Here is a 24,514-nt window from a genome sequence, read left to right on the forward strand (position 1 = left end):
CCGGAGCGCCGTCAGCGCCCGCGGCACCCGGCGCACCCGCGGCACCCGGAGCGCCGTCAGCGCCCGCGGCACCCGTGGCACCCGGAGCACCGGGGGCGCCAGGAGCACCCGCAGCGCCCGCAGCGCCGTCAGCACCGGGCGGGCCGGCGGGGCCGGGCTGACCGGGGTCACCCTGCGGTCCCTGCGGGCCGGGGGGTCCCTGCGGTCCGGGGGGACCCGTCTCAGGGCCGCCCTCGTGGTCGCAGCCGTAGCTGTTGTCGCACGCTGCGACAGCCCCCTTGGTCCCGGCGGAAGACAGACCGTGTCCGGTCGCCGCGCTGGCCGACCCGACGGACGCGGTGCCCGCGAAGAGGACGGTCACGATGCTCACTCCGCCGGCCAGACCCCACAGCCGTTGACGACGTGCGCGACTGGATATGGCGTGCCTCGATCGTTCGCTCATCAGCTCACCTTTGTGAGAGAAGGGAAGGGAGTCGCCCACGGGTTCCGGAGCGACCGAGGCCCATCCTTACCTTCCGTCATCGATCCCGCACTTTGAGTAACCCACCGGAGTCAAAACCGATCGCTTCCGCCGGCGTCGCCGCGTTAGCGTCGCACCATGCCTGAACTGCGTACCGACCGCCTCCTGCTCCGCCGCTGGCGGGAATCCGACCTCGCGCCGTGGGCGGAGATGAACGCCGATCCCGAGGTCCGGGAGCACCTGGGCGAGTTGCTCACCCCCGAACAGAGCGCGGCCTCGGTGGCCCGCTTCGAGAAGGGGTTCGAGGAGCGGGGCTACGGCTGGTTCGCGGTCGAGGTGGCGGACACCGGCCGATTCATCGGTTTCGCCGGGCTGGACCCGGTCGACGAGGGCTTCGCCTTCACCGGGGTGGAGATCGGCTGGCGGCTGTCCCGGCCGGCCTGGGGTCACGGCTACGCCACCGAAGCCGCCCTGGCCGTCCTGGACTTCGGCTTCAGGACCCTCGCCCTGCCGGAGATCCTCGCGGTGACCACCGCCACCAACGTGCGCTCCCAGGCGGTGATGCGCCGGATCGGCATGACCAGCGACCCGGCCGACGACTTCGACGATCCGGACTTCCCCGAAGGCCCGCTGCGCCGGAATGTACTGTTCCGGATCCATCCGTAACGCCATGGTCCGGTCCGATTCGGCCGGATCCGGTCGGGACCGGGCCGGATCCGGACGTCCCGGTAGGTAGGGGACCCCTGAAAGTGCCCCGGGCACCCCGCCGACGGCATCCCGCGACGGCGGACTTCTATGCTGGCCCCATGAGCGTCCACCCTCACTTCACCCGTGCCCACACCGATGACCTGGTGGCCTTTGTGCAGGCCAGCCCGTCGCCCTACCACGCCGTGGCGAGCGCTGCGGAACGGCTGGAGAAGGCCGGGTTCCGGCAGGTCCAGGAGACCGAGTCCTGGGACGGTGAGAAGGGCGGCAAGTACGTGCTGCGCGGCGGCGCGATCATCGCCTGGTACGTCCCCGAGGGTGCACGTCCCGAGACACCGTTCCGGATCATGGGTGCGCACACCGACTCACCGAACCTGCGGGTGAAGCCGCGCCCGGACATGGGCTCGGCCGGCTGGCGGCAGATCGCCGTGGAGCTCTACGGCGGCCCGCTGCTGAACAGCTGGCTCGACCGGGACCTCGGGCTCTCCGGCCGGCTGACGCTGCGCGACGGCACCTCCCGGCTGGTCAACGTCGACCGGCCGCTGCTGCGCGTCCCCCAGCTCGCCATCCACCTGGACCGGGGCGTCAACGACAACGGCCTCACGCTGGACAAGCAGCGGCACATGCAGCCCGTCTGGGGCCTCGGCAAGGTGACCGACGGCGATCTGATCGACTTCCTCGCGGAGGAGGCCGGGGTGACCGGGTCCGAGGTCACCGGCTGGGACGTGATGGCGCACGACGTGCAGCCGCCCGCCTACCTGGGCCGCGACCGCGAGCTGCTGGCGTCGCCCCGGATGGACAACCTGCTGTCCGTGCACGCCGCGACGTCCGCTCTGGCGGCCGTCGCCGGCCAGGACCTCGCGTACATCCCCGTCCTCGCCGCCTTCGACCACGAGGAGAACGGCAGCGAGTCCGACACCGGCGCGCAGGGCCCCCTGCTCGGCAACGTCCTGGAGCGGTCCGTGCACGCGCGCGGCGGCGACTACGAGCACCGGCAGCGCGCGCTGGCCGGCACGGTCTGCGTCTCGTCCGACTCCGGTCACGCGGTGCACCCCAACTACGTCGAGCGCCACGACCCCACGCACCACCCGCGGGCCAACGGCGGTCCCATCCTCAAGACCAACGTCAACCAGCGGTACGCCACCGATGGTTCGGGGCGCGGCATCTTCACCGCCGCCTGCGAGCGGGTCGGGGTGCCGTTCCAGCACTTCGTGTCCAACAACTCGATGCCGTGCGGCACGACGATCGGTCCGATCACCGCGGCCCGGCACGGCATCACGACGGTCGACGTCGGTGTGGCGATCCTGTCGATGCACTCCGCCCGCGAGCTGAGCGGCGCGGACGACCCGCACCTGCTGGCGAGCGCGCTGAAGTCCTTCATCGAGAGCTGACGGCGGGTCCGGCGGTGCCCCGCCAACTCCGCTGCCGCGCATGGCCGTTCCGGTCGGGGGTAGACGCCCCCTCGGAACCAACCGGATCGGAACCGACCGGAACGGCCAACGCACGACGGAGGCGGACATCATGGGCATCGGCGGCTGCATCGCACTGATCGCGATCGGCGCGATCCTCACTTTCGCGACCGACTGGCACATGTCGGGCGTCAATGTCGACCTGGTGGGCCTGATCATGATGGCCGTCGGGGCGATCGGCGTCGCGGCCTACGTGAGCATCTTCAAGCGGCGCCGGCTGCAGACCGTACGGGGCGGCGTGGAGCCGATGGTCGAGGAGCGCCGCTACTACGAGTGACGACCGGCGGGGCCGTGCTCCGGCCCCGCCGACGCCACTCCCTCACTCGCCCGGCTCGTCCATCCCTGCCAGCACCAGCGCCAGCCGGCCCGCGCCGGCGGCGGTCAGCCGGACCGGGACGCCCCAGTCCTGCTGGTGCATATGGCAGGCCGGGTACTCGTTGTCGGGGTCGTCGTCGCACGAGGCGGCCATCGCCGACACATGCAGGACGCCCTCCGCGACCTCGGGATTCAGCACCAGGTCCCGGCCCAGGTCGGTGCCCTTCCCCTCGCCCTCCAGCAGGAGTTCCGGCGGGGTCGAGCTGACCAGCAGCCGCGTCGAGGGGCCGTAGCGCTCGTCGCGCTTCTGTCCGGCGGGCGCGGTGAAGACCACGTCGAGACGGAACGGCCCCGCGGCCACCTCCGTCGCCGGCCGCTGCGTACGGTGCGCGGCCGACTCCACCCGCACCGCCTCCTCGGGCAGCCTCAGCCGGGTGAGCCGGTGCCGGGCCGACTCGACCACGATGACGTCCCCGCCCACCAGCACCGCGTCGGACGGCTCCCGCAGATCGGTCGCGAGCGTCGTCACCTCGCCGGTCTCCGGGTCGAAGCGGCGCAGCGCGTTGTTGTACGTGTCGCTGATCGCGACCGATCCGTCGGGCAGTGCGGTGACGCCCAACGGGTGCTGCAGCAGCGCCTGTTCCGCGGCGCCGTCCCGGTGCCCGAAGTCGAACAGCCCGGTACCGACGGCGGTCCGCACCACGAAGCCGGCACCGTCGCTCTCGACCCAGCGCACGGCCGACGTCTCCGAGTCCGCGACCCACAAACGGTCCCCCGCGGCCGCCAGCCCCGAAGGCTGCGCGAACCACGCCTCGTCGGCGGGCCCGTCGACCAGCCCCTCGTTGGTCGTACCGGCCGCCACCTCGACGGTCCCGGTCGCCGGGTCGTACGCCCACAGCTGGTGCACACCCGCCATCGCGATCCACACCCGGCCGGCGAACCACGCGACGTCCCACGGCGACGACAGCGCCACCTCATGGGCCGGCCCCGCCGTCGGAAACCCCTGCCACCACTGGCCGCCGGTCCCGGCGAGCGTCGTCACGCCGCCGGTCGCCGGATCCAGCCGCCGCAGCGCGTGGTTCACGGTGTCCGCGACGACGACGGAACCGTCCGGCAGCAGCGCCAGCCCCTGCGGCTCACTGAACCGCGCCACCTCAGGACCGCCGTCCACCAGCCCGCGCTCCCCGTCGCCGAACCGCCGCACGACGGTCTCGCCGTCCGCGCCCAGTTCGACGAGCTGGTGCCGGGTCGTGTCCGAGACGAGAAAACCGCCGTCGGCGAGCGCCAGCGCCTTCCCCGGGAACCGCAGATGCGTCGCCACCGGCTCCGGCGCCACATAGGGCCCGTCGCCCCGCCGCAGCGTCCCCTTGGCGCCGTGCTCCGCCTCCAGCTCCGTGACCAGCGCCTCCAGCGCGTGCGCATGCCCCTCACCCGCGTGCTGTGCGACCACGTACCCCTCGGGGTCGACCACCACCAGCGTCGGCCACGCCCGTACCGCGTACTGCTTCCACGTCCCGAGCTCCGGATCGTCGAGCACCGGATGATGCACCTCGTACCGCTCCACCGCGTCCACGACCGCCTGGTGCTCCGCCTCGTGCACGAACTTCGGCGAGTGCACCCCGATGATCACGACGGTGTCCCGGTGCTTCTCCTCGAGCTCCCGCAGCTCATCGAGCACATGCAGGCAGTTCACACAGCAGAACGTCCAGAAGTCCAGAATGACGATGCGTCCTCGCAGGTCAGCGAGGGTCAGCTGGTGATCACCGGTGTTGAGCCAGCCGCCCTTGCCGATGAGTTCTGGGGCCCGGACGCGCGCACGTGCAGTCATACCCCCATCCAACAGCACGCCCGGGGTAGACATTCCTCCATGAAATACCTCGTGCGGGAGAAGCTGTTCGCGATCGGTGACGACTACTGGATCGAGGACGAACGCGGCGATCGGGCGTTCTACGTCGACGGGAAGGTCCTGCGGATCCGGGAGACGCTGGAGCTGCGGGACGCCCGGGGGGACGAGGTCGCGGTGATCCGGAAGAAGCTGGTGAGCCTGCGGGACACCATGACGGTGGAGCGCGGCGGGGACGTGCTGGTCACCATCCGGAAGAAGCGGCTGACGCTGCTGCGGGACGTGTTCCGGGCGGAGCTGGCCTCGGGGGAGGAGCTGGAGGTCCGCGGGGACATCGTCGACAAGGAGTTCGACATCGAGTACGAGGGGGAGCGGCTCGCGCGGATCTCCCGGAAGTGGTTCCGGATGCGGGACACGTACGCGATCGATGTGGAGCGCGAGGACGCGGACGCGGGGATGCTCATCGCCATCGCGGTGTGCGTGGACCGGATGGTCGACAAGGAGCACGGGGACGACTGAGCCGGTTGAGGGGGAGGGCCTGAGCCCTCCCCCGACCGGGCTACCGCGCGGCGGCCGCCAGCACCGCGTCGGCCATCGCCTGCTCGCCCCGGGCGTTGGGGTGGAACGGGATCGACCGGTTGGTCGGGATGAGGCCCTCGGTCCAGCGGGTGGCGTCGTCGCGGCAGATGTCACGGTCCGCGCTGGCCGGGTGGTTGTCGACGAAGTCGGCGCCCCCGGCGTCGGCGACACGGGCCAGCATCGCGTTGAGGCTGTTCTCGAAATCGTTCAGGAAGGCCATGTCACCGCCGGTGAACAGCACGCGCGGGCGGCAGGTCCTGGCGTCGTCCGGGATGAGGTTGAGGTAGCCGACGAGCAGCACCCGGGCGCCCGGGGAGCGCTGATGGATCGTCCGGAGCGCGGCGGCGACCTTCGGCTCGGCCGCCCTGATCCGGTCGTCGAGCCCGCTGCCGTAGCTGTTGGCGCAGGGCTTGCCCGACGGGTCGAGCAGGCCCAGGGCGCTGCACTTGACGACGATCCCGGTGAACCCGACGTCGTTGCCGCCGATGGTGAGCGTCACCAGGCCGGTGTCCTTGGTGAGCGCGTCGAACTGGCCCTCGGAGGCGAGGGTGCCGGTGTCCGCTCCCGCGCAGGTGACGTCCGTGAGGACGGCCGACGTGAGGCGCGCGGCCACCAGGTGCGGGTAGTTGTGCGTGGAGCGCATACAGCTCGCGTCCGCCTCGTCCGGCACGCCGGGCGCGGAGGCGGCGGAGTCGCCGAGAGCGGCGTAGCGGACGGACGGCGGGGGAGCCGACGCCCCAGCGGCGGGTACGCCGATCAGGGCGGCCGCCGCGAGGGCGGTGAGGAGGGCGGCGGCTCGGGACAGGGTCTGGGACACGGAGAGCTTCCTGACGCTGGGCAACACGATCACTACTGTGCGTGATCGTGTTGTCGCGCCGCGTGCGAGTCAAGCACCGCCCCGGCCGCCGCGCGGCGGCCCCGCCCCCACGACGAGCGCGCAGCGACCCCGCTCAGCCGAGGCGGCGGTCCCGCAGTACCGGGAAGTCGTGGCGGGTCTTCGTGACGAGGGCGGGGTCGAGGTCGACGGTGAGGATCTCCTCGCCGGTGCCGGCCTCGGCGACGATGTCGCCCCACGGGTCGACGACCATGCTGTGACCCGCGAGCTCGACACCCGCGTGAGTGCCCGCCGTCCCGCAGGCCAGGACGTAGGTCTGGGACTCGACCGCGCGGGCCCGCGCGAGCAGCCGCCAGTGCTCCCGCCGCTTCGCCGGCCAGCCGGCCGGGATGACCAGCATCTGGGCGCCGGCGTCGACGAGCAGCCGGAACTGCTCGGGGAAGCGCAGGTCGTAACAGGTCGCCAGGCCCAGCACGGTGTCCGGGAGGGCGACCGTGACGATCTCCTCGCCGGGCGCCATCAGCGCCGCCTCGCCCTGGTCGAAGCCGAACCGGTGGATCTTGCGGTAGGTGTGCCGCAGCTCCCCGTCGGGCCCGAAGACGAGCGAGGTGTTGTAGAGCGGCCCGTCAGGGTCGCGCTCGACGATGGAACCGGCGTGCAGCCAGACTCCCGCGTCCCGCGCCGCCGCTGACATCGCGTCGGCCGTCGGCCCGTCGAGCGGCTCCGCCTCCGCCGCGAAGGTGTCCGACGCGAAGGCCCCGACCGGCCACAGTTCCGGCAGTACGACCAGATCCGTCCCGCCCTGGGCGCGCACCAGCGCGGCCACCCGGTCCCGCCGGTCGGCGACCGTTTCGTTCAAGTCGACGTCGATCTGCAGCAAAGAAGCGCGCATACACCCACCGCCCATACGTTTGGTCGTCAAGTCGGGCCTACCATCGTCACTCGAAAGCACTGCGTGGGTACCCGCGCGGAGCGTAACTTAGGCGCACACCACCACGACCGCGCATCGATCCGTCGAGGGGTCCCGTGACCGTCCACAGTAAGATCCAGCCGTACATCGACGCCTGGACCCACTCCATAGAATCCATCAACGAATTGGTCGCCCCCCTCGTCGAGGGTGAATGGAACCGGCCGACCGAGTGCCCGTACTGGTCGGTGCGCGACGTCGTGTCACACGTCATCGGCTACGAGTGCGAGATGCTCGGGGATCCGCGCCCGATCCACACCCTGCCGAGTGATCTGCGGCACATCACCAGCGAGTTCGCCCGCTACATCGAGGTGCCGGTGGACACCCGGCGCCATCACACGGCCCCGGAGATGACCTCCGAGCTCGAGTACACGATCATCCGGCGCTCCCGCCAGCTGCGGAACGAGTCGCGCGGGCCCGAGCAGAGCATGCGCGGTCCGATGGGCCAGGAGATGACCCTCGAACACCTGCTGTGGATGCGGACCTTCGACGTCTGGGTCCACGAGCAGGATCTGCGGCGCGCGCTGGCCACCCCGGGGAACCTGGCGTCGCCCGCGGCCGTGTACGCGCGGGACTTCCTGCTCCGCGGGCTGCCGAAGATGATCGCCAAGGACGCCGGGGCGCAGCCGGGTTCCGCGGTGGTCTTCGACATCCACGGCCCCCTGGAGTTCATGCGGACGGTCCGGATCGACCAGGAGGGGCGCGGCACGATCGACTCCGCGGTCTCCCTGGGCCCCGCCGTGACCTTCAGCACCGACTGGGAGACGTTCCTGCGGCTGGTCTGCGGGCGGGTGCGCCCGGCGGCCGTCGCGGACCGGGTGAAGGTGGAGGGCGACCTGGGGCTGGCGAACGCGATCCTGGCGCACATCGCCCTCACCCCGTAGAGCGTCCCGCTCCCACCGGCTACACCGGCACGTGCACGCTCTCGACGCGGCTGACCGCGATCCGGTCCTTCTCCAGCCGGGTCGCGCGGCCGCGCAGCCGCAGGATCTGGAAGGTGCCGATCGCCTGGAGCACGAAGACGCTGCACCAGGCGATCCGGTAGTTGTCGCCCGTCGCGTCCAGCAGCACGCCGATCGCCAGCAGCGTGATCATCGAGGCGGTGAAGCCGCCGACGTTGACGATGCCGGAGGCGGTGCCGAAGCGCTCCGGCGGGTTGGCCGGGCGGGCGAAGTCGAAGCCGATCATCGACGCGGGGCCGCAGGCGCCCAGCGCGACACACAGGCAGATCAGCATCCACAGCGGGACGTGGCCGCCGGGCCAGGACAGCACGGCCGCCCAGGCGACGGTGCTGGCCCCGATCGCGGTCAGCGTGATCGGCATCCGCGCGCCGTGGTGACGGGCGATCAGCTGGCCGAAGAGCGTGCCGAAGACCATGTTGGCGAGCACCACGAGGGTGAGCATCGACCCCGCCGCCCCGCGTGACATGCCCTGGTCCTCCACCAGGTACGGCAGCCCCCACAGCAGCAGGAAGACCATCCCGGAGAACTGCGTCGTGAAGTGCACCCACATCCCGAGCCGGGTGCCGGGCTCGCGCCAGGCGGAGACGATCTGGTGGCGCACATAGCCGAAGCCCGCGTGCTCGGCGGGGGCCGGCTCGTAGCTGTCGGGGTGGTCCTTGAGGAACAGCAGCACCAGGACGAGGACGAACGCGCCGCCGATCGCGGTGCCGGTGAACGTGGCGGTCCAGCCCGCCGAGTGCAGGATCCGGGAGAGCGCGACCGTACTGATCAGGTTGCCCGCGACGCCGAAGAGCGCGGCGGCCTGCGCGATCATCGGGCCCCGGCGGGCCGGGAACCAGCGGGAGCCGAGCCGCAGCACGCTGACGAACGTCATCGCGTCTCCGCAGCCGAGCACCGCGCGGGCGGCGAGGGCCATTCCGTACGAGTGCGACAGCGCGAACGCGAGCTGGCCGGCGGTGAACAGCACGATGCCGATGGTCAGCACCTTCTTGGTGCCGAGCCGGTCGACCATCAGCCCGACGGGTATCTGCAGCCCCGCGTAGACCAGCACCTGGAGGATCGAGAAGGTGGAGAGCGCGGACGCCCCGATGTGGAAACGCTCCGCGGCGTCGATCCCGGCGACGCCGAGGCTGGTGCGGTGCACCACGGCGACCATGTAGACGAGCGTGCCGATGCCCCACACCGTGGCGGCACGCCGCCCGCCGGGCGGTTCGCCGTTCATGCTCATGCGTCCCCCCGGGCCATGACCTTCACCCACGAGACATGGCGGTGCACCAGGGCGGCGGCGCGGACGCCGTCACCGTCCCTGAGCGCCGCGAGGATCTCGCCGTGCTCCACCAGGTTCTTCGCGACGCGGCTGGGCTCGGCGTGCATCGTGGCCACACCCATCCGCAACTGCCGGTCGCGCAGCTGGTCGTAGAGGTGGGCGAGGATGCGGTTGCCCGCCGCCCGGACGATCTCGGCGTGGAAGCAGCGGTCGGCGACCGCGAACGCCGCGAGGTCACCCGCGTCGGCGTGCCCCTGCTGCTCGGCGAGCAGCTCCTCCAGCCGGGCCAGCAGCGCGGGCGGCGCGGCGGGCACCAGCCGGGCGACCGCGTGCTGCTCGACGAGCAGCCGGGTCTCCACGACATCGGCGATCTCCTGCAGGGAGACCGGCAGGACGAGCGCGCCCTTCTTCGGATAGAGCTTGATCAGCCCTTCCGCCTCCAGGCGGAGCAGCGCCTCGCGCACCGGCGTACGGGACACCCCGACGGCCTCGGCGAGATCACCTTCGGTGAGCAGCGTGCCGCCCTCGTAACTGCGGTCGAGGACGCCCTGTTTGATGTGGACATAGACCCGCTCGGCGGCGGGCGGCGGCTTGGCGGCGGGGGCCACCACGGGGGCGGGAAGCATGATGGACGCATCATAGATACATCACGTATCCACGAGAAACCCGCGTCCGCGATACGGACCGGCCGGCCCGTGCGGACCCGTCAGGGGTGCAGGCTGCTCACCACGTTGGCCGTCGCCGTGAGCCCGTTCTGGATGCTCGGGGCGACGCTCGAGCCCGCGAGGTAGAAGCCGAGGAAGACGCAGACCAGTGCGTGCGAGACCTTCAGTGATCCGCTGCGCAGGAAGACGACCGTCATGATCAGGAGCAGCAGGATCGCGGATACGGATACGGCCACGGTGTCCCTCCGGGCGGAAGCTGGGTTTCCCCCTAATATCGCCACAGATCCGGCTTTTCATGACGGATGGACACGGCAAAGAGGCCCGGACGTTTGTACGTCCGGGCCTCTTTCGCGTGATGCTCGGCTGCGCCGGTGAACTACGCCCAGGTCAGCAGGCGCTTCGGCTGCTCCAGGAGCGCCGCGACATCCGCGAGCACCTTCGAGCCCAGCTCGCCGTCGACCACCCGGTGGTCGAACGACAGGGCCAGCGTGGTGACCTTGCGGACCTTCACCTTGCCCTTGTGCACCCAGGGCATGTCCTTGACCGCGCCGAAGGCGAGGATCGCGGACTCCCCCGGGTTCAGGATCGGCGTACCGGTGTCGACGCCGAAGACGCCGACGTTGGTGATGGTCACCGTGCCGCCCTGCATCTGCGCGGGAGAGGTCTTGCCCTCGCGTGCGGTCGCCACCAGCTCACCGAGCGCGGTGGCCAGTTCGGGCAGCGTCTTCGCGCCGGCGTCCTTGATGTTCGGCACGATCAGCCCGCGCGGGGTCGCCGCGGCGATGCCCAGGTTCACATAGTCCTTGCGGACGATCTCCTGGCCGGCCTCGTCCCAGGTCGCGTTCACCTCGGGGTTCCGCCGGATCGCCACCAGCAGCGCCTTCGCCACCAGCAGCAGCGGGCTGACCTTGCGGCCCACGAACGCCGGGTCCAGCTTGAGCTCCTGGACCAGCTTCATCGTCCGCGTGATGTCGAAGGTCACGAACTCCGTGACGTGCGGCGCGGTGAAGGCGCTCGCAACCATCGCCTGCGCGGTGGCCTTGCGGACGCCCTTGATCGGCGTACGGATCTCCCGGGCACCCGGCTCCGCGACGACCGCGGGGCTCGCGGCGGCAGCGGCGGGCGCCGCCACCACGGCGGGCTCGGCCGGCGCGGGCGCGAGCGCCGCGTGCACGTCCTCGCGGGTGATGGTCCCGTCCCGGCCGCTCGGGACGACGGAGCTCAGATCGATGCCGAGGTCCTTCGCGAGCTTGCGCACCGGGGGCTTGGCCAGCGGCCGGTCCCCGGCGGGAGCGGCGAGGCCGGTGGCCCCGGTCGCGCCGTGGCCGTTCAGCTCTGCCGCCGGCCGGCCCTTGGGCTGGGCCGGCACCGGGCCGGGCGTCCTGCGGGCCCGGCGGACGGTCGACGCCTCGGAGACGCCGTAGCCCACCAGCACCGCCTGCCGCTTCGCCGGCTCGGCGGGTGCGGCGGGTGCCGCTTCGGCCGGCACGGCCGCGGCCGGGGCCGCGGCGGCGGCCGGAGCCTCGTCCGGGGCGCCCGGGGTGGTGTCCACCGAGATGATGGCGGTGCCCACGTCGACCGTCTCCCCCTCGGGGAAACGGATCTCGTGCACGACGCCGTCGAACGGGATCGGCAGCTCGACAGCCGCCTTCGCCGTCTCGACCTCGCACACGACCTGCCCGTCGGTGACGGTGTCACCCGGCTTGACGTACCACTTGAGGATCTCGGCCTCGGTGAGTCCCTCGCCCACATCGGGCATCTTGAACTCGCGGAAGCGCTGCGCAATGTCGGTCACAGTCACGCTCTCCTCGCCTCTCAGTACGCCAGCGCGCGGTCGACGGCGTCGAGTACGCGGTCCAGGCCGGGCAGGTACTCCTCCTCGAGCCGGGCCGGCGGGTACGGGGCGTGGAAGCCGCCGACCCTCAGCACGGGAGCCTCGAGGTGGTAGAAGCACCGCTCGGTGATCCGGGCGGCGATCTCCGCGCCGGTCCCCAGGAAGACGGGAGCCTCGTGCACGATCACCAGCCGGCGGGTCTTCTCGACCGACGCCTGGATCGTGTCGAAGTCCATCGGCGACAAGGACCGCAGGTCCACCACTTCCAGGCTACGACCCTCCTTGGCGGCAGCCGCGGCGGCCTCCATGCAGACCTTCACCATGGGACCGTACGCCGCCAGGGTGAGATCCGTGCCGGTGCGGGTCACCCGGGCCTTGTGCAGCGGGCCCGGAATGGCCTCGGTGTCGACCTCGCCCTTGTCCCAGTAACGGCGCTTCGGCTCGAAGAAGATCACCGGGTCGTCGCAGTCGATGGACTGCCGCAGCATCCAGTAGGCGTCCTGCGGATTGGACGGCGAGACCACCTTCAGGCCCGGGATGTGCGCGAAGAGCGTCTCCGGGGACTCGCTGTGGTGCTCGACCGCGCCGATGCCGCCCGCGTACGGGATGCGGATGACGACGGGCATCTTGACCTTGCCCAGCGCCCGCGCGTGCATCTTGGCGAGCTGCGTGACGATCTGGTCGTACGCGGGGAAGACGAAGCCGTCGAACTGGATCTCGACGACCGGCCGGTAGCCGCGCAGCGCCAGGCCGATCGCGGTACCGACGATGCCGGACTCGGCCAGCGGGGTGTCGATGACCCGCTCCTCGCCGAAGTCCTTCTGCAGGCCGTCGGTGATGCGGAAGACGCCGCCGAGCTTCCCGATGTCCTCGCCCATGAGCAGGACCTTGGGATCGGTGTCCAGCGACTGGCGCAGCGCCTCGTTGAGGGCCTTGGCCATGGTCAACGTGGTCATGGTCATGGTCAGTGCCCCTCAGTCTCGTCGGCGAACGACGCGAGGTACTCGGCGAACTGCGCGCGCTCCTCGTCGACGAGCGCGTGCCCGTCCGCGTAGACGTTCTCGAAGATCGCCATGGTGTCGGGGTTCGGCATGGTGCGCACACCGTCCCGCACCCGCTTGGCGAGCGCGTCGCTCTCCTTGTCGATCGAGGCGTAGTACGCCTCGTCGGCGAAGCCCTCGGCCTCCAGGTACGTCTTCAGCCGCAGGATCGGGTCCTTCAGCTCCCACTGCTCGCGCTCCTCGTCGGCGCGGTAGCGGGTGGGGTCGTCGGTCGTGGTGTGCGCGCCCATCCGGTAGGTGAACGCCTCCACGAGCATCGGCCCCTGGCCGGTGCGGGCCCGCTCCAGGGCGGCCTTGGTGACGGCCAGCACGGCCAGCACGTCATTGCCGTCGACCCGGACGCCCGGGAAGCCGAAACCGGCCGAGCGCTGGTAGATCGGCACCCGGCTCTGCTTCTCGGTCGGCTCGGAGATCGCCCACTGGTTGTTCTGGCAGAAGAACACCACGGGGGCGTTGTAGACGGCCGCGAAGGTGAAGGCCTCCGCGACATCGCCCTGGCTGGAGGCGCCGTCGCCGAAATAGGCGATGACGGCGGAGTCCGCGCCGTCCTTGGCGACACCCATCGCGTAACCGGTCGCGTGCAGCGTCTGCGAGCCGATGACGATCGTGTACAGGTGGAAATTGTTCTCGTTGGGGTCCCATCCACCGTGATTGACCCCGCGGAACATGCCCAGCAGGTTCAGCGGGTCCACATCGCGGGTCCAGGCCACACCGTGTTCACGGTAGGTCGGGAAGACGTAGTCGTCCGGACGGGTGGCCCGTCCCGATCCGATCTGTGCCGCCTCCTGGCCGAGGAGCGAGGCCCACAGGCCCAGCTCGCCCTGCCGCTGCAGTGTGATCGCCTCGGCATCGAAGCGGCGGGTCAGCACCATGTCGCGGTACAGGCCACGCAGCTCGTCCGGGGTCAGGTCGATGGAGTACTCGCTGTGCTCGACGCGCTTGCCCTCGGGGGTCAACAGCTGTACGAGCTCGGGCTCGCCCCCACGGCGCTTCGCGCCGCCGCGGGTAGTCCTCCGCGCGGCAGTGCTCTTCACGCTCACGTTCGCTCCTCCGTCTGTCCGGCCCCCGGGATCCGCCGGGAGGCCAGTTGCGGCTCACCTGGTGTCGACGCGGCGCACGGGGTATGTGCGGCATGGCCGAGCCAGGCGTGACAGTGCCCCGGCAAGTGGCCTGCAAGAAAGACGTTACCTACTACATCCGCAATCGCGCGAAGGCGTCCTACCTGCGGTTTTGCTTGGATTACCTAGTAAATAGGCGTTGTCGCAGGCCACCGGGACAGAGGAACGGTATCTCGCGGATCGAAATGGCGTAAGAGGTCTGGAGATCGAATCGTGTGCGATGCTCGATTCGTGATCGAAGACGGAAAAATCCGCGTTTTCCTCCTCGATGACCACGAAGTGGTCCGTCGGGGCGTCCATGAGCTGCTCTCCATAGAGACCGATATCCAGATCGTCGGTGAGGCCGGCACGGCCGCCGAGGCCCTCACCCGGATCCCCGCCACCCGCCCCGACGTCGCGGTCCTGGACGTCCGGCTGCCCGACGGCAGCGGCGTCGAGGTCTGCCGGGAGGTCCGGTCCGGCGATCCGCACATCACGTGCCTGATGCTGACCTCGTTCGCCGACGACGAGGCGCTGTTCGACGCGATCATGGCCGGTGCGGCGGGTTACGTCCTCAAGGCCATCCGGGGGACGGACCTGGTCAGCGCCGTCCGTGACGTCGCCGCCGGGAAGTCGCTGCTGGACCCCGTCGCGACCGCCCGGGTGCTGGAGCGGCTGCGGCACGGCGCGGACAAGGGCGACGACCGGCTCGCCGGCCTGACCGAGCAGGAGAAGAAGATCCTCGACCTGATCGGCGAGGGCCACACCAACCGGCAGATCGGCGAGAAGCTGCACCTCGCGGAGAAGACGGTCAAGAACTACGTCTCCTCGCTGCTCTCCAAGCTCGGCATGGAGCGCAGGACCCAGGCGGCCGCCTACGTCGCCAGGATGCACGCGGAGGAGAACCAGCAGCGCTGAGGCCGCCCGGGGCGCCCGGCCGGCGCTCCAGGACCCGCGCAGCCGCCCCCGCGGCGCCAGGGACCAAGGACCCTGCCGATCGGGGGCCGCCGCCCCTGTCCCGTCCCGCCCGCCGAACGCCACAGTGGAGAGATGTCCCCCCCAAGAACGACGCGCGCTCGAGCTCGTGGCCGCCGTCCGCTACGGACGCCTGGCCCTCTCGCGCCACGCCATGCCGTACATCGCCGTCGCCCGGCACGTCGTGGTGGACGACCACGTGCTGATCCGCGTACACCGCGGCTGGGACATACACGGCGCCTGCGACGGCTCCGTCGTCGGCTACCAGGCCGACAACCTGAACACGGCCACGGACTCCATCTGGGCCGTGCACCTGACCGGTACCGCCCGCGTCATCCCGGCACCCGACAGCGCGGACGAGATCTTCGGACCGCTTCCCTCGTTCGTGGACGAGGAGGCCTTCGATCCGGTCCATCTGCGGATCGACCCGCAGTTCGCGGACGTCCAGTTCGTGAAGGGTGTCGCAGGGTGGCCGGAGCTGCACGCCGCGTGATCTACGATTTCCCGGGTGACGGGCACGGCGACGGAGCTGCTCGCTGAGCGCACGCTCGGCACACTGCTGCGCCGTTACGAGGGCGCCGGCACCCCACTGGCCTGCCATCCGGTCCCCCAGGGACTGCTGAACCGCGGCTACCGGCTGGCGACCACCCGCGGCCGGTTCTTCCTCAAGCACTACGTCGCGCCGGACACCGCGGACGCCGCCGTCATCGCCCGCCAGCACCGCGCGACCCTGCTCCTGGACGGCCTCGGGCTGCCCGTCGCCGCCCCGGTCGCCGACACCGAGGGCCGGACCGTCGCCGTCGTCGGCGGGCGCTGCTACGCGCTCTACCCGTGGGTCGAGGGCCGGCACCGGGAGGGCACCGAGCTGACCGCCGCCCAGTCCCGGCGCCTCGGCGCTCTCCTCGGCCATGTGCACGCCGGCCTGGCCCGCGTACAGCCCCCGCCGGAGGCGGACCGGGTCGCGCATCCCAGCGCCGACCCCGGGCGGACGTACGCGCTCATCGACGAGCTGCTGGACCTCGCCCACGCGCACGAGCCGCGCGAGACCTTCGACGAGCTGGCCGAGCACCGGCTGCTGGAGCGCCGCACCCTGCTGGAACGGCACGCCCATCGCCGCCCGCCCGCCCCGGACGGGCCCGCCACGGGCTGGGTGCACGGCGACTTCCACCCGCTGAACCTGCTCTACCGCGGGGACGAACCCGTCGCCATCGTCGACTGGGACCGGCTCGGCGTGCAGCCGCGCGCGGAGGAGGCGGTACGGGCCGCCGCGATCTTCTTCGTCCGGCCGGGTGACGGGAAGCTCGACCTGGCGAAGGTGCGGCCCTACGCGCGCGCCTACCGGCTCGCGGCCGGGACGGCCGCCCAGGAGATGGCCGCGGCGGTGCACCGGGTCTGGTGGGAGCGCCTGAACGACTTCTGGATGCTGCGCTGGCGCTACCAGGAGCGCGACCGGCGCTCCGACCCGCTCTTCCCGGCGTCCTCCGCGCTCGCGGTGTGGTGGACCCGCGAGTACGAGGCGGTCAGCGACGCGTTCACCGGCTGACCGGCCGCGGGGCCGGGGCCGGTGAACGCGGCCCGGTCAGCCGGTGCCGGGCTTGCCGTTGTTGTTGCCGCCGGGGGCGGTCGACGGGGTGCCCTGAGGCGTCGTCGGGTCCTTCGTCGGCGGGTCGGACGACTCCGAGGGGGACTCGGACGGGGACTCGGACGGAGACTCCGTCTGCGTCTCGGTCTGCGTCTCCGTGGGCGTCGGGGAGGTGGTGCGCGTCGGCCGGTGGGACGGCGTCGTCGTTGGCGGCTGCGTGATGCCCCCGTCGCCCTGGTTCGGATCCGTGGAGGTGTCCTGGCTCGGCGCGGAGCTCTGGTCCTGCGAGCTCTGTGAGCTCGGCGGCGCCACGTCCTGGCCCGGGTCCTTCTTGTTCCCGGCCTGCCCGACGGCGAAGTACACGCCCATCGAGACGGCCAGCACCGCGGCCAGCACGAAGAGCACCGGCTTGAGCCACTTGTTGCCCCGGCCGCCGCCACCGTGCTGCGGCTCGTGGTAGCCGCGCGTCTCGTCCGCTCCGCCACCGGACGCGCCCAGCATCACCGGCCGGCTGAACTCCGCCGTGGTGCTGTTGCCCTGCCGCCCGATCGTCGGGCCGGAGCCCATGCCGGTGCCCGCCGGCGGGGTGACCGGGGCCGAGTGCGGCACGACGCCGGTGTCCCAGACGTTGTTCCAGCCGCCCTGCTCCTGGAGCATGTGCAGCGCGTACTGCACGACGCCGCGCATCTCCTCGGCGCTCTGGAACCGGTCGTCCGGGTGCTTGGCGAGCGCGCGCAGCACCATACCGTCGAGCTCCGGCGGCACCCGGTCGCTGACCGTGGACGGCACCTGCGGTTCGTCCTGCACGTGCTGGTAGACCACGGACAGCGGCGTCTCACCGGTGAAGGGCGGCCGCAGCGCCAGCAGCTCGTAGAGCATGCAGCCGGTCGCGTACAGGTCGGAGCGGTAGTCGACCGCCTTGCCGAGCGCCTGCTCGGGGGAGAGGTACTGCGGGGTGCCCATGACCATGCCGGTCTGCGTCATGGTGCTGGCCGCGCCGTGCAGCGCGCGGGCGATGCCGAAGTCCATGACCTTGACGGCGCCGGCGTTGGTGATGATGACGTTGGCCGGCTTGATGTCACGGTGCACGATGCCGTGCTGGTGGCTGTAGGCGAGCGCCTCCAGCACACCGGAGATGATGATCAGCGCCTGGTCGATGGGCGGCGCCTCGGCGCCGGTCAGCAGGTCGCGGATGGTGTGCCCGTCGACCAGCTCCATGACGATGTAGGGGACCGTGCCGGTGGGGGTGCGGTCCTCGCCCGAGTCGTACACCGCGACCACGGCATGGTGGTTCAGCCCGGCGACCGACTGTGCCTCGCGGGTGAAGCGCGCCTTGGAGACCGGGTCCTCCGCCAGATCGGAGCGCAGCAGCTTGATCGCCACGATCCGGCCCAGCCGTACGTCCTCGGCCGCGAAGACCTCGGCCATTCCGCCGCGTCCCAGCCGGTAGGTCAGCCGGTAACGGCCGTCACCGACCATCCCTTGCGCGCCCCACAATTCGGGCGAATCGGACGCTCCGGTTCCTGCGGTCGTCTCATGGGGGTCGACCATCAGTCCTCGCCGTCGCTTGGTGCCTCGCCTTACAGGTTTTCTGGTCGGCCACGCTACCGTCTCCGGGGACGGTGCCGGGCCGCTCATGTATGGGCCCGATGCGCATCAGGTGACGAGATGGTCAACGAACTTGACGTGCCCGCGCGATAAGCCAGACTTGGCGGGCAAGCCGGCGGGCCGATGGGCCCTCTCTAGGGGGAAGCGGTACAGATGAGCAGCGGGGACGGCGCGCAGACCGATTACGCGGGTCGCTCGGTCGGAGGCGGTCGCTATGTGCTGCGCGATCTCCTCGGCGAGGGCGGCATGGCATCGGTGCACCTGGGACACGACACGGTGCTGGACCGCCCGGTCGCCGTCAAGACACTGCACACGAGCCTGGGGAACGAACAGTCCTTCCGTGAGCGGTTCCGCCGCGAGGCGCAAGCTGTGGCCAAACTGAACCACACCAACATCGTCTCGGTCTTCGACTCCGGCGAGGACACCCTCGACGGCGCGATGGTCCCGTACATCGTCATGGAGTACGTCGAGGGCAAGCCGCTCAACGTGGTGCTGGCCGAGGACATCGCGCAGTACGGCGCGATGCCGGCCGAGAAGGCACTGAAGATCACCGGCGATGTGCTGGCGGCCCTCGCGGTCAGTCACGAGATGGGCCTGGTGCACCGCGACATCAAGCCCGGCAACGTGATGGTGACCAAGCGTGGCGTGGTCAAGGTCATGGACTTCGGCATCGCCCGGGCCATGCAGTCCGGCGTGACGTCGATGACGCAGACCGGCATGGTCGTCGGCACCCCGCAGTACCTGTCGCCCGAGCAGGCGCTGGGCCGCGGCGTCGACGAGCGGTCCGACCTGTACTCCGTCGGCTGCATGCTCTTCGAGCTGACGACCGGCCGGATCCCCTTCGAGTCGGACTCGCCGCTGGGCATGGCGTACCAGCACGTGCAGGAGATCCCGCCCGCACCGTCCCAGTTCAACCGGGCGATCACCCCCGGCATCGACGCGCTGATCGCGCGGGCCCTGAAGAAGAACCCGGCGGAGCGCTTCCCGACCGCGGACGCGATGCACGACGAGCTGGAGCGGGTCGGCGCCTCGACGCAGGCCGGCGCCACCCCGCTGATCATCGGCGAGGGCCCGCACGCCCGCGGCCGCGGCGAGGGCGTCTCCGCGACGGTCTTCCCGCCCGCCCAGGGCGCGCTGCACACCCCGCCGCCGAACGTCCACAGCCCGTACCAGACGCCTTCGCCGCAGCACAGCGCCTACGGCCCGAGCACCCCGGCGCCCGCGACCCCGGCCGCTTACGGCTACCCGCAGCAGGTCCAGCAGCAGGCGCCGCAGTACCGGACGCCGGCTCCGACGGCCGGGTACCCGATGCAGCCCGGCACGGTCTCCGGCGGACCCGGTGGCGGGGGCAACGGCGGCGGCCGGTCGAGCCGGACCGTCCTGATCGGCGCCGCGGTGGCGGTGGTCGCCGTCTGCCTGATCGTCGGCCTGATCGTCAAGATGAAGGGGGGCGGCTCGGACGACACCGCCGGCAAGGGCGACGACACCGCCTCCCCGTCCACGTCCTCCAGCCAGTACGCGCCGGGTGCCTCCAGCGGCGGGACCTCGCCGTCGACCGCGAACCCCGGCGGAGTCGTCGAGGGCGACAAGACCCGGACGCTGGAGTCGTCGGCGTGCACCGGGGCCACCCAGGGCTTCACCAACACGGACCCGAACATGGTCCTGTTCCCGCAGTTCAACACCAAGTACCGGGACTCCGTCGAGGCCTGCCTGAAGGCCGCCGGCTGGAAGTACACGGTGAAGTACACGAACGAGCAGCAGTGGGGCAAGGGCGCCGTCGTCGACCAGACGCCCAAGGCGCTGGCCGACTACAACGTCACGTGGAAGAACGACGCCAGCAAGATCACCATCTGGGTCTCCACCGGCAAGGGCGCCAGCTGATCCGGCCGTAGCGGCAGTACGCGGAGGGCCCGGCACACATGATGTGTGCCGGGCCCTCCGCGGTTACCTATCGGTGATTCCCGGGTTCCTAGAGGTACGGGTTCCCGGAGGTACGGGTTCCTCGGAGTACGGGTTCCTAGAGGTACGGGCCGGAGCGGGCGCCCGGGTGGCCGCCCTCGTCCTCCTCGTGCCCGCCCACGCCCGGCGGGAGGGCGCGGCGCATCTGCTCCAGCTGGGCCCTGGCTGCCATCTGCTGGGCGAACAGCGCCGTCTGGATGCCGTGGAAGAGGCCCTCCAGCCAGCCCACCAGCTGCGCCTGGGCAATGCGCAGCTCGGCCTCGGTCGGGATCGAGTCGTCGTTGAAAGGCAGCGAGAGCCGTTCCAGCTCCTCCACCAGCTCGGGCGCGAGACCGTCCTCCAGTTCCTTGACGGAACTGGCGTGGATCTCCTTGAGACGAACGCGGCTCGCCTCGTCGAGCGGCGCCTGCCGCACTTCTTCCAGAAGCTGCTTGATCATGCTGCCGATACGCATGACCTTCGCCGGCTGTTCCACCATCTCTGTCACCGGGACCTCGCGCGATTCCTCGCCGCCGCCAGGGGTGCCGCCGAGCGCCATTCCGTCCGGTCCCACGATCAGGACCTGCGGGCTCTCCTGCGACCGTTCGTTCATCGGCATCTCCATGCCGCCATTCTCTCGCACACTGCGTTCTCCTGAAGGTGTGCCCCCTGATGCGGCTGATCCACCACGTCAGAGGGCACACGTTCGGCTGGTCAGGCGGTGTTCCCCGCTACGACGCCTCGCGGCGGGACAGCGAGGTGCGGGACCGGGTGACCAGGGCCGCCAGCAGCGCCGCGCCCAGCGGGACGGCGACGATCAGGGCCGCCAGGGTCGACCAGGGAATGACGATCGGGACGTGCGGAACACCGCCCATGCCGCCCCAGCCCCGGTCCATCGCCTCCTGGTAGAACTTCAACTGCTGCCGTTCCTCGGCCTTGCGCAGCCCGATCGCGGGCAGGACGCCCGCGGCCGAGCCGAGGACCACGCCCATCACGGCCACCACCCCGCACTGGAAGCCGGACAGGGTCCGCCGCACCCGGGGATCGGCGCCGATCGCCGCCAGGGTCTTCAGGTCGGGCTCCGCGTCCGCCTGGGCCAGACCGGTGGCGATGCCCGCGGCGCCGATGGTGACCAGGCCGGCGAAGACGGTCAGCGCCAGCAGGATGACGTTGTTGTCGCTGACATAGCCCTCCTCGACATACAGGTTCGGATCGGCACCCAGCTTGGAGAGATCGTCCTCCAGCGCCTGCTGCTCCTTGCTGCTGGGCGCGTTCTCGTTCACGAAGTACGAACCGAAGGGAAGGGTCTGCAGTCCGGCGGCCTTGGCCGTGGCGGGCGTCATGATGGCGCGGACGCCGTAGGACTCCGTGCCGTCCTGGGCGACGTACGTGGGGAACGACTTCAGCGGTCCGGTGGCCTCCTGGCCTTCGGCGATCGGCTTCGAGGAGTCCTCGATGATCCGGAAGGTGAGCCGGTTCTTCTCGACGTAGTGCTTGTCGAAGAGCACCGTGTGGCCGGCCGCGAGCGCCTGCTCGGCGCCCGGGTCCTTGATGCCGAGCGCGTGGAGCAGCCCGGCGTCACCGATCAGCACCTCGGAATCCGTGCTGATGGCGCTGCTGTGGTAGGTACGTTCGCAGCGCCAGTCCTTCGACAGCTTGCGGCGCTCGGCCACGCTGAACTTCTTGTCGGTGTCCGGCCCGTCCGTGGGGCAGGCGTTCGCCGGGGGCAGGACCATCTCCGCCCGGCCGCAGCCGGGGCTGCTGCTGTACATCGAGCAGGTCTTCTTGCCGACGACCACCCGTGAGACATCCGCGCGGGACGAGACCGGGAAGCGCTTCTCGACGGCCGCCCGGACCGCGTCCAGGTCACGGCCCTGCTCCCGTTCGATGCTGATCGACGCGACACCGTAGGGCGCCCGCGCCTCGTAGCCGTTGCGACTCTCCAGGTCGCTGCTGGCGGTGTACGTCGCCACTGCGACCGTGCCCGCGACGGCCGCGAGGACGGCGGCGACGGCCGGGGCCGTACGACCCCGGTTGCGCACCGCGTCCCGCAGGGCGAGCCGCGGGGAGAGCGGCAGCCAGCCGCCGAGCCGTCCGAAGAGCCCGACCAGGGTCGGGGTCAGCGCGACGATGCCGAGTTCGGCGATGGCGGAGCCGCCGCCGACCGCGAGCACGTTGTCGGTCTTCATCGAGCCGAAGACCGCGATACCGACGCCGAGACAGACGGCGGCGAGGCCGAGCACCGGCAGCACCCGGTTGGCGTGCCGGACGCCGCGCCGACCGGTCAGCGCCGCCAGCACGCTCTGCCGGGACGCGACGACCGCCGGGACGATGGCGGCCAGCAGTCCGGTGAGGATCGCGAGCAGCCCGATGCCGAGGAGTTCGAGCGGATGCACCGAGATACCGCCGAAGCGCGCACCGGTGTACTGCTCCAGCGGCTCACGGAGGGCGAAGGTCAGCGCGAGGCCGAGCACCGTGCCGACGACGGCGGCGACCACACCGATCACCAGGCCGCCGGACAGCACGATCGCGCGGATGTGGCGGCGGTCGCCGCCGTTGGCCCCGACCAGCCCGAGCTGGCGGCGCGAGCGGCGGGCGCCGACCGCGAAGGCCGGTCCGGCGAGCAGGCAGATCTCCAGCATCGCCAGGCCGACGATCGTCGCGCCCACGGCGAGCAGCGCGGCCTTCTCAGCGGTGCTGCCGCCGTAGTTCTGGTTCCAGTCCGGGTACTTGACGAACAGTGGCACCTCGGAATCGGCCGGAGGGTCGAGCGACACCGCGCGGGAGTGGGCGACAACGCTCTTGGCGTTGACCTCCTTCACCATGTTCCACGTGAAACCACCGTCCACGGCCACGAAGTACTTGGATGTGATGCCCGGCCCATCGCGTCCGGCCGCCTTGAGGGCCTTGGCCAGCGGCGCCAGGAAGGCGTCCGGCAGGGCGTTGATCTGCGCCGTCTTCAGCTCTCCTGGCAGGTCGTAGGCGCCGACGATCTTGTACTTGGTGGCCAGGTCGCGGGCGGAGACCGACGAGCCGACGTGGAGGCCGCTCGTCTTGAGGAACGCGTTGGTCGCCATGACCTCGTCCGGCGCGTCCGGGAAGTGACCGCGGTCCAGCTCCATGATCCCGGCGGCCATCGGGTCGGAGGCCTTCAGTTCACGGATGTCGACGTCCAGCAGGCCGTACTTCGTGTGGACCTTGCCCGTGCCGACGGAGTCCTTCAGCGTCTTCGCCCCGGCGGGGATGACGGCCGGGATGTTGACGCCGGGACCGTTGCCGCCCGGGATCATCTGCCCCGAGGCGTTCTCGTTGACCAGCGACTTGTTCCGGCCGTCCGGGGACTGGTAGATCGGCAGACCGTCGTACGCGGCGTCGGAGAGCACGGCGTCGGCGGCACCGAGGTCGCGGGTCAGCGACTGTTCTGCGGTCAACTGCGAGCTGCGGATGGTGATGTCAGCGGCGCTCACGCCCAGGATCGGCAACGCGATCATGGCCAGGACGAGGATGCTGCGTCCCTTGAAGCGCCAGGCGTCACGCCGCGCGATCCGCACCGCGGCACGCCAGGAATTGAGCCAGCCGTTCACTGAGCCACACCGCCGGTGAGCAGCGACTCGGCGTTCGAGCGCAGCGTCGTGTCGACGACGGAACCGTCCCGCAGGAAGACCACCCGGTCCGCCCAGGCCGCGAACCGCGGCTCATGGGTGACCAGGACGCCGGCCGCACCCGCGTCACAGCGGGCCCGCAGCAGCGCGAGTACCGACTCGCCGGTCTCGGAGTCCAGCGCACCCGTCGGCTCGTCGGCCAGCACCAGCCGGCGGTCGCCGACCAGCGCGCGGGCGATGGCCACCCGCTGCTGCTGACCGCCGGACATCTCGTCCGGGAAGCGGTCGGCGAGGTGGTCGAGGTCCATCTCCTGCAGCGAAGCCAGCGCCTCACGGCGGGCCTTGCGGGCGGAGGTGCCGTCGAGCTCACGGGGCAGGGCGACGTTCTCGACGGCGGTCAGCGCCGGTATGAGGTTGTAGTCCTGGAAGACGTAGCCGATGCTGCGGCGGCGCAGCGCGGCCATCTGCTTGCGGTTCGCGGTGGTGAGATCGGTGCCCTCGACGAGCACCCGGCCCGAGGTGGGGAGGTCGAGTCCGCCCGCGATGGTCAGCAGTGTGGACTTGCCGGAGCCGGACGGGCCCATGACGGCGACGAGTTCACCGGGGAAGACGGACAGGTCGATGCCGCGCAGCGCGTGCACTTCCGTGGTGCCGCTGCCATGAACTCGGGTCAGCTCCTGCAACTGCAGGACGGGCTGATGCTCTTGGGCAGACATGGGTTGATCCCCCTGTGATCAGGTCTGTGGTCAG

The 24,514-nt window shown here is 71.0% G+C and carries 22 protein-coding genes; 9 read left to right on the plus strand and 13 right to left on the minus strand.

Annotation, left to right across the window (positions count from 1 at the left end):
• The first annotated feature begins 598 nt into the window (after window positions 1-598).
• The 3 genes from G3I60_RS26510 (at window position 599) to G3I60_RS26520 (ending at window position 2,911) form a co-directional block, all read left to right on the plus strand.
• Window positions 599-1,126 carry a GNAT family N-acetyltransferase gene (locus tag G3I60_RS26510; RefSeq protein ID WP_164294663.1) on the plus strand — a complete coding sequence of 176 codons (528 nt, stop codon included), beginning with the start codon at window positions 599-601 and terminating at the stop codon, window positions 1,124-1,126.
• Between the two features lie 140 nt (window positions 1,127-1,266).
• Entirely contained in the window at window positions 1,267-2,556 is a 1,290-nt protein-coding gene (locus tag G3I60_RS26515) for a M18 family aminopeptidase (protein ID WP_164294664.1), read from the plus strand.
• A 130-nt stretch (window positions 2,557-2,686) separates the two neighbouring features.
• On the plus strand, window positions 2,687-2,911 hold the full coding sequence (locus G3I60_RS26520) for a DUF6458 family protein (RefSeq protein ID WP_138351249.1): 225 nt from the start codon (window positions 2,687-2,689) through the stop codon (window positions 2,909-2,911).
• Between the two features lie 42 nt (window positions 2,912-2,953).
• Here G3I60_RS26520 and G3I60_RS26525 read toward each other — a convergent pair whose 3' ends face one another.
• Entirely contained in the window at window positions 2,954-4,777 is a 1,824-nt protein-coding gene (locus G3I60_RS26525) for an NHL domain-containing thioredoxin family protein (protein WP_164294665.1), read from the minus strand.
• A 39-nt stretch (window positions 4,778-4,816) separates the two neighbouring features.
• Between G3I60_RS26525 and G3I60_RS26530 the strand changes: the two genes are divergently transcribed.
• Window positions 4,817-5,311 (plus strand): LURP-one-related/scramblase family protein, encoded by a 495-nt coding sequence (locus G3I60_RS26530; protein ID WP_138351247.1) that lies wholly within the window; start codon window positions 4,817-4,819, stop codon window positions 5,309-5,311.
• A gap of 40 nt (window positions 5,312-5,351) precedes the next feature.
• Here the strand turns inward: G3I60_RS26530 and G3I60_RS26535 are convergent, their stop codons facing one another.
• Both G3I60_RS26535 and G3I60_RS26540 read right to left on the minus strand, forming a co-directional pair.
• The gene (locus G3I60_RS26535; RefSeq protein ID WP_164294666.1) at window positions 5,352-6,188 is read right to left on the minus strand and encodes an SGNH/GDSL hydrolase family protein; all 837 of its coding nucleotides are present in this window, start codon (window positions 6,186-6,188) and stop codon (window positions 5,352-5,354) included.
• 133 nt (window positions 6,189-6,321) lie between these two features.
• Window positions 6,322-7,098, minus strand: a complete 777-nt coding sequence (locus G3I60_RS26540) for a carbon-nitrogen family hydrolase (protein ID WP_138351245.1) — start codon at window positions 7,096-7,098, stop codon at window positions 6,322-6,324.
• A 134-nt stretch (window positions 7,099-7,232) separates the two neighbouring features.
• Between G3I60_RS26540 and G3I60_RS26545 the strand changes: the two genes are divergently transcribed.
• On the plus strand, window positions 7,233-8,057 hold the full coding sequence (locus G3I60_RS26545; protein WP_164294667.1) for a maleylpyruvate isomerase family mycothiol-dependent enzyme: 825 nt from the start codon (window positions 7,233-7,235) through the stop codon (window positions 8,055-8,057).
• A gap of 19 nt (window positions 8,058-8,076) precedes the next feature.
• Here the strand turns inward: G3I60_RS26545 and G3I60_RS26550 are convergent, their stop codons facing one another.
• The 6 genes from G3I60_RS26550 to pdhA form a co-directional block, all read right to left on the minus strand.
• Window positions 8,077-9,363, minus strand: a complete 1,287-nt coding sequence (locus G3I60_RS26550; RefSeq protein ID WP_164294668.1) for a nitrate/nitrite transporter — start codon at window positions 9,361-9,363, stop codon at window positions 8,077-8,079.
• Window positions 9,360-10,028 carry a GntR family transcriptional regulator gene (locus tag G3I60_RS26555; protein WP_138351242.1) on the minus strand — a complete coding sequence of 223 codons (669 nt, stop codon included), beginning with the start codon at window positions 10,026-10,028 and terminating at the stop codon, window positions 9,360-9,362. Before G3I60_RS26555 ends, G3I60_RS26550 begins: the two co-directional genes overlap by 4 nt.
• 80 nt (window positions 10,029-10,108) lie before the next feature.
• Window positions 10,109-10,303: a hypothetical protein gene (locus G3I60_RS26560; protein ID WP_138351241.1), complete on the minus strand. Its 195-nt coding sequence runs from the start codon at window positions 10,301-10,303 to the stop codon at window positions 10,109-10,111.
• Window positions 10,304-10,443: 140 nt separating this feature from the next.
• Window positions 10,444-11,826 carry a dihydrolipoamide acetyltransferase family protein gene (locus G3I60_RS26565; protein WP_164607823.1) on the minus strand — a complete coding sequence of 461 codons (1,383 nt, stop codon included), beginning with the start codon at window positions 11,824-11,826 and terminating at the stop codon, window positions 10,444-10,446.
• A 56-nt stretch (window positions 11,827-11,882) separates the two neighbouring features.
• Window positions 11,883-12,857 (minus strand): alpha-ketoacid dehydrogenase subunit beta, encoded by a 975-nt coding sequence (locus G3I60_RS26570; RefSeq protein ID WP_138351346.1) that lies wholly within the window; start codon window positions 12,855-12,857, stop codon window positions 11,883-11,885.
• Between the two features lie 8 nt (window positions 12,858-12,865).
• Window positions 12,866-14,002 carry a pyruvate dehydrogenase (acetyl-transferring) E1 component subunit alpha gene (gene pdhA / locus G3I60_RS26575; RefSeq protein WP_138351240.1) on the minus strand — a complete coding sequence of 379 codons (1,137 nt, stop codon included), beginning with the start codon at window positions 14,000-14,002 and terminating at the stop codon, window positions 12,866-12,868.
• Between the two features lie 309 nt (window positions 14,003-14,311).
• Here pdhA and G3I60_RS26580 point away from each other — a divergent pair, with 309 nt between their 5' ends.
• From G3I60_RS26580 to G3I60_RS26590, 3 genes are all read left to right on the plus strand, one after another.
• Window positions 14,312-14,977, plus strand: coding sequence for a response regulator transcription factor (locus G3I60_RS26580; RefSeq protein ID WP_138351239.1), 666 nt, complete (start codon window positions 14,312-14,314; stop codon window positions 14,975-14,977).
• Between the two features lie 124 nt (window positions 14,978-15,101).
• Window positions 15,102-15,527 carry a pyridoxamine 5'-phosphate oxidase family protein gene (locus G3I60_RS26585; protein WP_164295639.1) on the plus strand — a complete coding sequence of 142 codons (426 nt, stop codon included), beginning with the start codon at window positions 15,102-15,104 and terminating at the stop codon, window positions 15,525-15,527.
• 15 nt (window positions 15,528-15,542) lie between these two features.
• Window positions 15,543-16,577 carry a phosphotransferase gene (locus G3I60_RS26590; RefSeq protein ID WP_244809296.1) on the plus strand — a complete coding sequence of 345 codons (1,035 nt, stop codon included), beginning with the start codon at window positions 15,543-15,545 and terminating at the stop codon, window positions 16,575-16,577.
• 36 nt (window positions 16,578-16,613) lie between these two features.
• Here the strand turns inward: G3I60_RS26590 and G3I60_RS26595 are convergent, their stop codons facing one another.
• Window positions 16,614-18,095, minus strand: a complete 1,482-nt coding sequence (locus G3I60_RS26595) for a protein kinase (RefSeq protein WP_239070290.1) — start codon at window positions 18,093-18,095, stop codon at window positions 16,614-16,616.
• A 282-nt stretch (window positions 18,096-18,377) separates the two neighbouring features.
• Here G3I60_RS26595 and G3I60_RS26600 point away from each other — a divergent pair, with 282 nt between their 5' ends.
• The gene (locus tag G3I60_RS26600) at window positions 18,378-20,105 is read left to right on the plus strand and encodes a protein kinase (RefSeq protein ID WP_164295641.1); all 1,728 of its coding nucleotides are present in this window, start codon (window positions 18,378-18,380) and stop codon (window positions 20,103-20,105) included.
• Window positions 20,106-20,241: 136 nt separating this feature from the next.
• On the opposite strand, the gene G3I60_RS26605 is transcribed toward G3I60_RS26600, so the two are convergent.
• The 3 genes from G3I60_RS26605 to G3I60_RS26615 all read right to left on the minus strand — a co-directional run bounded on the left by G3I60_RS26605 (window position 20,242) and on the right by G3I60_RS26615 (window position 24,480).
• Window positions 20,242-20,787, minus strand: coding sequence for a bacterial proteasome activator family protein (locus tag G3I60_RS26605; RefSeq protein WP_164295642.1), 546 nt, complete (start codon window positions 20,785-20,787; stop codon window positions 20,242-20,244).
• A gap of 106 nt (window positions 20,788-20,893) precedes the next feature.
• Complete coding sequence (locus G3I60_RS26610; RefSeq protein WP_164295643.1) at window positions 20,894-23,746, minus strand: FtsX-like permease family protein; 2,853 nt, start codon at window positions 23,744-23,746, stop codon at window positions 20,894-20,896.
• On the minus strand, window positions 23,743-24,480 hold the full coding sequence (locus tag G3I60_RS26615) for an ABC transporter ATP-binding protein (protein WP_138351233.1): 738 nt from the start codon (window positions 24,478-24,480) through the stop codon (window positions 23,743-23,745). The genes G3I60_RS26610 and G3I60_RS26615 overlap by 4 nt, the downstream gene beginning before the upstream one ends.
• Window positions 24,481-24,514: the final 34 nt, after the last annotated feature.

Origin of the sequence: Streptomyces sp. SID13666, from assembly GCF_010548325.1 — a bacterium.
Lineage (GTDB): Bacteria > Actinomycetota > Actinomycetes > Streptomycetales > Streptomycetaceae > Actinacidiphila > Actinacidiphila fildesensis.